Annotated in this window: 8 protein-coding genes and 1 pseudogene; 7 read left to right on the forward strand and 2 right to left on the reverse strand. The window is 64.4% G+C overall.

What is annotated here, in order from left to right:
• From ACILRA_RS15405 to ACILRA_RS15415, 3 genes are all read left to right on the forward strand, one after another.
• The coding region (locus ACILRA_RS15405) for a shikimate kinase (protein ID WP_395662965.1) at positions 1 to 378 on the forward strand (378 nt) is incomplete at its 5' end.
• On the forward strand, positions 371 to 1,507 hold the full coding sequence (gene aroB, locus ACILRA_RS15410; protein WP_395662966.1) for a 3-dehydroquinate synthase: 1,137 nt from the start codon (positions 371 to 373) through the stop codon (positions 1,505 to 1,507). The genes ACILRA_RS15405 and aroB, both read left to right, overlap by 8 nt.
• Positions 1,504 to 2,781 carry an HlyC/CorC family transporter gene (locus ACILRA_RS15415; RefSeq protein ID WP_395662967.1) on the forward strand — a complete coding sequence of 426 codons (1,278 nt, stop codon included), beginning with the start codon at positions 1,504 to 1,506 and terminating at the stop codon, positions 2,779 to 2,781. Before aroB ends, ACILRA_RS15415 begins: the two co-directional genes overlap by 4 nt.
• 144 nt (positions 2,782 to 2,925) lie before the next feature.
• Here ACILRA_RS15415 and ACILRA_RS15420 read toward each other — a convergent pair whose 3' ends face one another.
• Positions 2,926 to 3,207, reverse strand: coding sequence for a BolA family protein (locus tag ACILRA_RS15420; protein WP_395662968.1), 282 nt, complete (start codon positions 3,205 to 3,207; stop codon positions 2,926 to 2,928).
• 62 nt (positions 3,208 to 3,269) lie between these two features.
• Between ACILRA_RS15420 and ACILRA_RS15425 the strand changes: the two genes are divergently transcribed.
• From ACILRA_RS15425 to ACILRA_RS15440, 4 genes are all read left to right on the forward strand, one after another.
• Positions 3,270 to 3,872: a J domain-containing protein gene (locus ACILRA_RS15425; RefSeq protein WP_395662969.1), complete on the forward strand. Its 603-nt coding sequence runs from the start codon at positions 3,270 to 3,272 to the stop codon at positions 3,870 to 3,872.
• A gap of 80 nt (positions 3,873 to 3,952) precedes the next feature.
• On the forward strand, positions 3,953 to 4,942 hold the full coding sequence (cobS, locus tag ACILRA_RS15430; RefSeq protein WP_395662970.1) for a cobaltochelatase subunit CobS: 990 nt from the start codon (positions 3,953 to 3,955) through the stop codon (positions 4,940 to 4,942).
• Between the two features lie 10 nt (positions 4,943 to 4,952).
• Positions 4,953 to 6,839 (forward strand): cobaltochelatase subunit CobT, encoded by a 1,887-nt coding sequence (cobT, locus tag ACILRA_RS15435; protein WP_395662971.1) that lies wholly within the window; start codon positions 4,953 to 4,955, stop codon positions 6,837 to 6,839.
• On the forward strand, positions 6,836 to 7,798 hold the full coding sequence (locus ACILRA_RS15440; protein WP_395662972.1) for an esterase-like activity of phytase family protein: 963 nt from the start codon (positions 6,836 to 6,838) through the stop codon (positions 7,796 to 7,798). The genes cobT and ACILRA_RS15440 overlap by 4 nt, the downstream gene beginning before the upstream one ends.
• A gap of 668 nt (positions 7,799 to 8,466) precedes the next feature.
• Here the strand turns inward: ACILRA_RS15440 and ACILRA_RS15445 are convergent.
• Positions 8,467 to 8,716: pseudogene (locus tag ACILRA_RS15445) on the reverse strand (hypothetical protein); the annotation flags it as partial.

Consider the following 8,716-nt stretch of genomic DNA (forward strand, 5'->3'; position numbering starts at 1 on the left):
GAGCCCTATTTCCGTGAGGGTGAACGCCGCGTCATCCAGCGCCTGCTCGGCAATGGCGCGCAGGTGCTGGCAACCGGCGGCGGCGCCTACATGAATGACGAGACGCGGGCTGGCATCGCGGACCATGGCATCTCGGTGTGGCTCAAGGCCTCGCTGCCGCTGCTGATGAAGCGCGTGGCCAAGCGGCAGGACAGGCCGCTCCTGCAGGCCGACGACCCGGAACAGGTGATGCGCACGCTGATGGACAAGCGCTACCCCGTCTATGCGCTGGCGGACGTGACGGTGGAAAGCCGGGATGTGCAGCATGGCCAGATGGTGAATGACGTGATCCGTGCCCTGGCGCAGTGGGACGGCTGGGACAAGAAGCAGAATGACTGACATGAAAACCGCCGAGCGGCGCGAAACCGTGCCCGTGGCGCTGGGCGACCGCAGCTATGACATCCACATCGGCGAGGGGATTCTCGCCCGCGCGGGCGAGATCGTGGCCCCCTTCATGAAGCGGCCGATGACCGCCATCGTGACCGATGAGAACGTGGCGGCGGCCCATCTCGCGACGCTGGAGAGGGCGCTGGCGTCAAAGGGCATCCGCTCCACCGCCATCGTCATGCCGCCGGGCGAGGCCACGAAAAGCTACAAGCACCTGGCCGAACTCTGTGACCGGCTGCTGGTGGCGGGAATCGAACGGCGTGACCGTATCATCGCCTTCGGCGGCGGTGTCATCGGCGACCTGGCGGGCTTCGCCGCCGCAATCCTCAGGCGTGGGGTGGACTTCATCCAGATCCCGACAACGCTGCTCTCTCAGGTCGATTCCTCGGTCGGCGGCAAGACCGGCATCAATTCGCCCTACGGCAAGAACCTGATCGGCGCCTTCCACCAGCCGCTTGCCGTCATCACCGATATCGCCCTCCTCGGCACGCTGCCGCGGCGCGAGCTGGCGGCGGGCTATGCGGAGGTGGCGAAATATGGATTGCTGGGAGACGCAGGCTTCTTCGAATGGCTGGAAGCTGCGGCCCCCACCATCATGCGCGGCGACGCCCAGGCGCGCATCCACGCCATCAGGCGTTCCTGCGAGGCCAAGGCAGCGATCGTGGCGGAAGACGAGACGGAAACCGGCGTGCGGGCGCTGCTCAACCTCGGCCACACCTTCGGCCATGCGCTTGAATCCGCCACCGGCTATTCGCAGCGCCTTCTCCATGGCGAGGGCGTCTCGATCGGCATGGTGCAGGCTTTTCGTTTCTCCGAGCGCCAGAAGCTCTGCGCGCCGGGCACGGCGGAGCGCGTGGCCAAGCACCTGAAGGGTGTTGGCCTTCCCATCCACGCGAGCCAGATCCCCGGCGAACTGCCGCCGCCCGCCACACTTCTCGACATCATGCGGCAGGACAAGAAAGCGCAAGGCGGAAGGCTGACCTTCATCCTGGCGCGCGGCATCGGCGAGGCCTTCATCGCGAAAGACGTCTCGGATGCCGATGTGCTGGACTTCCTGACGGAGGACCTCCGCCAGCGATGAGCCTCGAACCCGGACTGATCACCGCCGCACTCCTTGGCCTGCTCATTCTGTCCGCCGTCCTCTCCGCCGCGCGCACGGCACTGGCGGAGGCCTCGCGCACCCGCCTCAGCGAGCTTCACAAGAAGGGCGAGGCCCGTGCCGAGCGCGTGCTGGCGCTGCTCGACAGCGAGGAGCGAACGTCCGGCGCGCTGGCGCTGTGGCATGGCGCGGTGCTGATCCTTGCAGGTGCCGTTGCCGTGCTGCTCATCGAATATTTTGCCGTGCTGCCGGAGAAGCTGGCCGCGGCGGTGATCCTGGTTCTGGCCTTTGCCTTCTTCGGTTTCGCGCTGCCGAAGGCCCACGCCGCAGCCCGGCCGGAAGCCGTTGCAATGGGCTTGTGCAGCATCATCTTCGCGATGATCGCGGTGACGGGTGCCATGGCCAGCACAGCCGACAAGGCGGCGCGCGCGATGCTGCGGCAGACCGGGGATGACGGCCCGCAGGACGGCCAATCGGTGCATGAGGAACTGCGCGAGACGATCGACCTCCATATCAAGGAGGGCACCGTGATCAAGAATGACCGCGACATGCTGAGCGGCATTCTCGCCATGCAGGACCTCGAGGTTTCCGACATCATGGTCCACCGCACCAAGATGACGATGATCGATGGCGCCGAAGACGCGAAGGACATTGTCGCCAAGGTGCTGAAAAGCGGCCATACGCGCATTCCGGTGTGGAAGGACAGCCCCGACAACATCATCGGCGTGCTGCATGCCAAGAACCTGTTCTCAGCCTTTCAGAAGCACAATGGCGATGCCAACAAGATCGACATCGAGGACATCTTGCTGCCGCCGTGGTTCGTGCCGGATACGCGCGCCATACCTGACCAGCTCAACGCCTTCCTGAAGCGCAAGAGCCATTTCGCCATCGTGGTGGACGAATATGGCGAGGTGCAGGGGCTGGTGACGCTGGAAGACATCATCGAGGAGATCGTCGGCGACATCAAGGACGAGCACGACGCGGTGGCCAGCGGTGTCCGCCCCAAGCCTGACGGCTCATACCTCGTCGACGGCGCGGTGCCGATCCGCGACCTCAACCGCGCCTTCGACTGGACGCTGCCGGATGACGAGGCCAACACCATCGCCGGCCTCGTGATCCATGAGGCGCGGATGATCCCGGACGTGGACCAGGCCTTCGTGTTCCACGGCTTCCGCTTCGAGATCCTGAAGAAGCGGCACCATCAGATCACGGCGCTGCGGATGAGCCCGGTGAAGCGGGACGAGGTTTCCGATTAGGTCGGGACGAGCGGAGAGAAGCCCTCATCCGCCCTTCGGGCACCTTCTCCCATCCTTCGGACGGGAGAAGGGACTCGTGGAAAGGTTTCCCTTCTCCCGTCGCGACGCGATGGGAGAAGGTGGCCGAAGGCCGGATGAGGGCTCCTACGGCGCCGAGGCCTGGATCGCCAGGGCGTGAACCCGCTCCCGCAATTCCTCAGCCAGCGCGGCATTCACCATGCGGTGCTGGTCGACCCTCGACTTGCCGCGGAAGGCTTCCGCGACGATTTTGACACGGAAATGGCTTTCACCATCTGGCCCGGCGCCGGAGTGGCCGGCGTGCTGGTAGGACTCGTCAATGACCTCAAGCGCCGACGGCGAGAAATTTTGCCGGAGCTTTGCGGAGATTCTTTGGCCCACGGGGCCCAGATGCGTGGTAGGTGTCATTCGTGTCCCTCATGCGAGGCAAGACTTGCTTGGGCTCGCCTCTAACACCATAATTGGCAGCGATGAAGCTCGATTCAAAATACTTCGACAAGATCCGGGTGAAGCCTTCCACCGAGAAGAAGCCCGCCGATACGATTGCGCAATGTGAATGGCCCGGCTGCCCACGCCCCAGCCGCCACAAGGCGCCGATGGGCCGTGGCCATGAGGGCAAGTTCTACAACTACTGCACCGAGCATGTGCAGGAGTACAACAAGACCTACAACTACTTCTCGGGCATGAAGGACGACGAGATGCAGGAGTTCCAGAAGGAAGCCCGCCTCGGCCACCGCCCGACCTGGAAACTGGGACAGAACGCCACGGCAACCGCCTCCAGCGTGCGGCGCAAGGCGGCGCAGATGCGCGACGATCCCTTCGGCGTCAATGGCACGGCAGCGAAGATGCCGGGCCGCCACCCCACCGGCCGGGCGCTGCGCTCCACCGAGCTCAAGGCGCTGCAGACGCTGGGTCTTGACGACAGCGCCACGGCAGACCAAGTGAAAACCCAGTACAAGACGCTGGTGAAGCGGCTTCATCCGGATGCCAATGGCGGCAGCCGGGCCAATGAGGATACGCTGAAAGCAGTGATCCAGGCCTATGACCACCTGCGTTCAAGTGGGTTCTGCTAGCCGGGACTGAGCCTTGCCCTATGGGGCGCGAACGTCTAAAACTCGGCCCCTGAAACCCCGGAACATGAAGATTTCCTGACATGATTGCAAAGGCCACCCCAGAGGCGAACGGCATGCCCGACATCAAGGCGTCGGTGAGGCAGCTCTTCGGCTTCGAATCCAACCTCGAGGTTCCGGCCTATTCCAAGCCGTCGGAACATGTTCCCGACCTCGATCCGGACTATCTTTTCAACCGCGAGACCACGCTCGCCATCCTCGCGGGCTTCGCCTACAACCGCCGCGTGATGGTGACGGGCTATCACGGCACCGGCAAGTCCACCCACATCGAGCAGGTGGCAGCACGCCTCAACTGGCCGTGCATCCGCATCAACCTCGACAGCCACATCAGCCGAATCGACCTGATCGGCAAGGATGCGATCGTGCTGCAAGAAGGCAAGCAGGTGACCGAGTTCCGCGAGGGCATCCTGCCCTGGGCCTACCAGCACAATGTCGCCCTCGTCTTCGACGAATATGATGCCGGCCGCCCGGACGTGATGTTCGTGATCCAGCGCATCCTCGAAAGCGCGGGCAAGCTCACGCTGCTTGACCAGTCGAAGGTCATCCGCCCGCATGCCGCCTTCCGGCTGTTCGCCACGGCCAATACCATCGGCCTTGGCGACACCACGGGCCTCTATCACGGAACCCAGCAGATCAACCAGGCGCAGATGGACCGCTGGTCCATCGTCACCGCCCTCAACTACCTGCCGCATGCGCAGGAGGTAGGCATCGTGCTGGCCAAGTCGAAGAATTTCGACACCGAGAAGGGCCGCAAGATCATCTCCAACATGGTGCGCGTGGCGGACCTGACCCGCAACGCCTTCATGCAGGGCGATCTCTCGACCGTCATGTCGCCGCGCACCGTCATCACCTGGGCGCAGAACGCCGAGATCTTCGATGACGTGGGCTTCGCCTTCCGCGTCACCTTCCTGAACAAGTGCGACGAGCTGGAGCGCAGCGTGGTGGCGGAATTCTACCAGCGCTGCTTCGGCGAAGAACTGCCCGAATCCTCCGCCCACATTGCCATCGCCTGAGTGAACGGCGGTGGCTGGCGAGAAGGAGTCACCCGGCAACGCCTTCAAGCGCGTCCTCACCGTCGCGATGAAGACCATTGCGGAAGATCCGGAACTGTCCGTGACCTTCGGCAACGAGAATCCATCTCTCGCGGGGAACAAGGCGAAGTTGCCGCAGATCGGCAATGAGCTGAAGGCCGCCGAGATCGCCATCGTGCGGGGCCTGTCCGACAGCTACGCGCTGCGCATCGCCAATCACAACGACAAGGTCCACAACCACTACCAGCCGCAGGGCAAGAACGCGCGCGCCGTGTTCGAGGCCGTGGAACAGGCCCGCATCGAGGCACTCGGCGCCAATGCCATGCCCGGCATGAAGAACAATCTCGCGGCGATGATGGACGACCGCTACCGCCGCAAGGACGTCGCCCGCTACACCGACCGCAAGGATGCCCCCCTTGACGAGGCCGTGGCCCTTCTGGTGCGTGAGAAGCTGACCGGCGAGACCCCGCCCGAGGGCGCGCGCACCATGGTGGACCTCTGGCGGCCGTGGATCGAGGAGAAAGCCTCGGCCCAGCTCGCCCACCTCAACGAGAGCATCCATGACCAGGCGGCCTTCGCCCGCATGTCACGCGACATCATCGCCGCCCTCGACATGGGCGACGAGCTGGGCGAGGACCCCGACCAGTCCGACGAGAACGACGAGAACAACGAGCCCGAGGAAGAATCGGGCGAGCGCCAGGAGACGCCTGAAGGCGAGGAGCAGGAAAGCGCCCAGCAATCCATGGAGGAGATGCAGGACGCCGAGGGCGAATCCGAGGCTGCCGAAACAGACGCCCAGCAGATGGACGTCGACGAGCAGCAGGACAGCCAGGATGGCGAGGAAGAGTCCGACGGCGAGGAGCCGTGGCGGCCGCAGCTGCCCTTCTCGTCGCTGTCCAACGAGGACTTCTACAAGGTCTTCACCAACCAGTTCGACGAGGAGATCTCGGCGGAAGACCTCTGCGATGCGGAAGAACTGACCAGGCTTCGCAACTATCTCGACAAGCAGCTCTCCAGCATGCAGGGCGTGGTGGCGCGGCTCGCCAACCGCCTGCAGCGCAAGCTGATGGCGCAGCAGAACCGCTCCTGGGATTTCGACCTCGAGGAAGGCGTGCTCGATGCCGCGCGCCTCACCCGCGTGGTGATCGACCCCATGCACCCGCTCTCCTTCAAGGTGGAGCAGGACACGGATTTCCGCGACACGGTGGTGACACTGCTGCTGGACAATTCAGGCTCGATGCGCGGACGCCCGATCACGGTGGCCGCCACCTGCGCCGACATTCTTGCCCGCACGCTGGAGCGCTGCGGCGTGAAGGTCGAGATCCTCGGCTTCACGACCAGGGCCTGGAAGGGCGGGCAATCGCGCGAGAAGTGGTTGGGCGCCAACAAGCCGCCAAACCCTGGCCGCCTCAACGATCTGCGCCACATCATCTACAAATCCGCTGACAGCCCGTGGCGGCGCGCGCGCCGCAATCTGGGGCTGATGATGCGCGAGGGGCTGCTCAAGGAAAACATCGACGGCGAAGCGCTGATCTGGGCGCACAACCGGCTGCTGGCGCGCACCGAGCAGCGCCGCATCCTGATGGTGATCTCGGATGGCGCGCCCGTTGACGATTCCACACTCTCCGTCAACTCCGGCAACTACCTTGAGAAGCACCTGCGCCAGGTGATCAACGACATCGAGCAGCGCTCGCCGGTGGAACTGATCGCCATCGGCATCGGGCATGATGTGACGCGCTACTACAAGCGCGCCGTGACCATCGTGGATGCCGAGGAACTGGGCGGGGCCATGACCGACAAGCTGGCGGAACTCTTCTCCGAAACGGCAGCGCCAAAACCCATGGCGCGGCAGCCAATGAAGAAGCGCGCCCGGGCTTGAAGCGGCTTGCCGCGGGCATCGCTCTTCTGGTGCTCACGACGGGTGCCGAGGCCGATCCCGTTGCCGTCGCATCGGATCCCATCGGCTCTTTCCAGCGGTTCTCGTCCTCGGGCAGCTTCGGGTCATTCGCGTGGCGCGGTGGGCTGACGCTCACCTCGGAAGACCGTGGCTTCGGTGGATTTTCCGGGCTGGTGCTCGGCGGAAACTGCGAGGACATGCTGGCCGTGAGCGACCGCGGCAACTGGCTTCAGGCCCGGCTCGTCTATGAGGAGGGCATTCTCGCGGGCATTGCGGAAGCCGTCCTGGCGCCCATCCGCGACAGCAAGGGCCAACCGCAGAAAAGCAAGTCCTGGGCCGATGCCGAGGCCGTCACACGGCTGGCGAACGGCCGGATCGCCGTGGGCTTCGAAAGCCGCGTGCGCTTTGGCACCTATGACATCGCGCGGCGCGGCCTTGATGCGCGGTTCCAGACCCTTCCGCACCCAAGGGACATCGACCGGGGGACCGACAATGGCGAGGTCGAATCCCTCGGAGAACTTCCCGGCGGCCGCCTCATCGCCATCGCCGAGCGGCATTTCGATGCCCAGGGCAACATCCGCGGCTGGACGTGGAAGGGCGGAGAGGTCAGGGACTTCTCCCTTGAGCGCTACGACGCTTATCAGGTGACCGATCTCGCGGTGAATGGCGATGACGTGCTGACGCTGGAGCGCCGCTTTTCGGCGGGCTCGCTGCCCGGCATGGCGGTGCGGCGCTTCGCCATCGCCGATATCGCAAGCGGCAAGCCGGTGATCCCGGAGCTTCTGCTGGAGGCCACGGCTCCGCTCTATGTGATCGACAACATGGAGGCCATCGCACTGTGCGAGCGCCAGGGGGAGACGCGGGTGACGCTGATGTCGGACGACAACTTCAATTCACCGGTACAGAGCACGATCCTGCTGCAGTTCGCCTATCGGCGCTAGCTCACTCTACTGCCGTCATCCCGGCGAAGGCCGGGATGACGCACGTTGGGGGGGGCAGTCAGCCTGTCTCATACTTCACCAGAAACGCTTCCACGCTGAGTTCACGCATGCCGGCCACGGCCTGGCCCAGCCTGTCATACTCCCAGTCACACCAGGAAAGCGCCTATCGGCGATGAAGACCGCCACACCCCCTTGATGCCGTCATCCCGGCGAAGGCCGGGATAACGCACGTTAGAGGGCAGTCAGCCTGTCTCATACTTCGCCAGAAACGCTTCCACGCTGTATTCACGCATGTCGGCCACGGCCTGACCCAGCCTGTCATGCTCCCAGTCCCACCAGGAAAACGCCTGTCGGCGATGAAGACCGCCACACCCCCTTGATGCCGTCATCCCGGCGAAGGCCGGGATCCAGCTTTGAGTCAGCATGTGCGGAACGAAGTGAGCTGGATCCCGGCCTTCGCCGGGATGACGCACGTTGGTGGGCAGTCAGCCTTTCTCATACTTCGCCAGAAACGCTTCCACGCTGAGTTCACGCATGCCGGCCACGGCCTGGCCCAGCCTGTCATGCTCCCAGTCCCACCAGGAACGCGCCTATCGGCGTTGAAGACCGCCACACCCCCATGATACCGTCATCCCGGCCTTCGCCGGGATGACGCACGTTGGGGGCAATCAGCCTGTCACATACTTGGCCAGAAACGCTTCCGCGCTGAGTTCACGCATGCCGGCCACGGCCTGGCCGAGCCTGTCATGCTCCCCGTCCCACCAGGAAAGCGCCCATCGGCGATGAAGACCACCACACCCCCTTGATGCCGTCATCCCGGCGAAGGCCGGGATCCAGCTTTGTCTCAGCATGTGCGGAACGAAGTGAGCTGGATCCCGGCCTTCGCCGGGATGACGGACGGTGGGGGCAGTCAGCCTG

This window comes from Aestuariivirga sp. (assembly GCF_044239095.1).
Taxonomy (GTDB): domain Bacteria; phylum Pseudomonadota; class Alphaproteobacteria; order Rhizobiales; family Aestuariivirgaceae; genus Aestuariivirga.

Coding starts and splice junctions, on each gene's coding strand:
- ACILRA_RS15415 (WP_395662967.1), top strand. CDS start 1,504: ATGAGCCTCGAACCCGGACTGATCACCGCCGCACTCCTTGGCCTGCTC.
- ACILRA_RS15420 (WP_395662968.1), bottom strand. CDS start 3,207: ATGACACCTACCACGCATCTGGGCCCCGTGGGCCAAAGAATCTCCGCA.
- cobS (WP_395662970.1), top strand. CDS start 3,953: ATGATTGCAAAGGCCACCCCAGAGGCGAACGGCATGCCCGACATCAAG.
- ACILRA_RS15425 (WP_395662969.1), top strand. CDS start 3,270: ATGAAGCTCGATTCAAAATACTTCGACAAGATCCGGGTGAAGCCTTCC.
- aroB (WP_395662966.1), top strand. CDS start 371: ATGACTGACATGAAAACCGCCGAGCGGCGCGAAACCGTGCCCGTGGCG.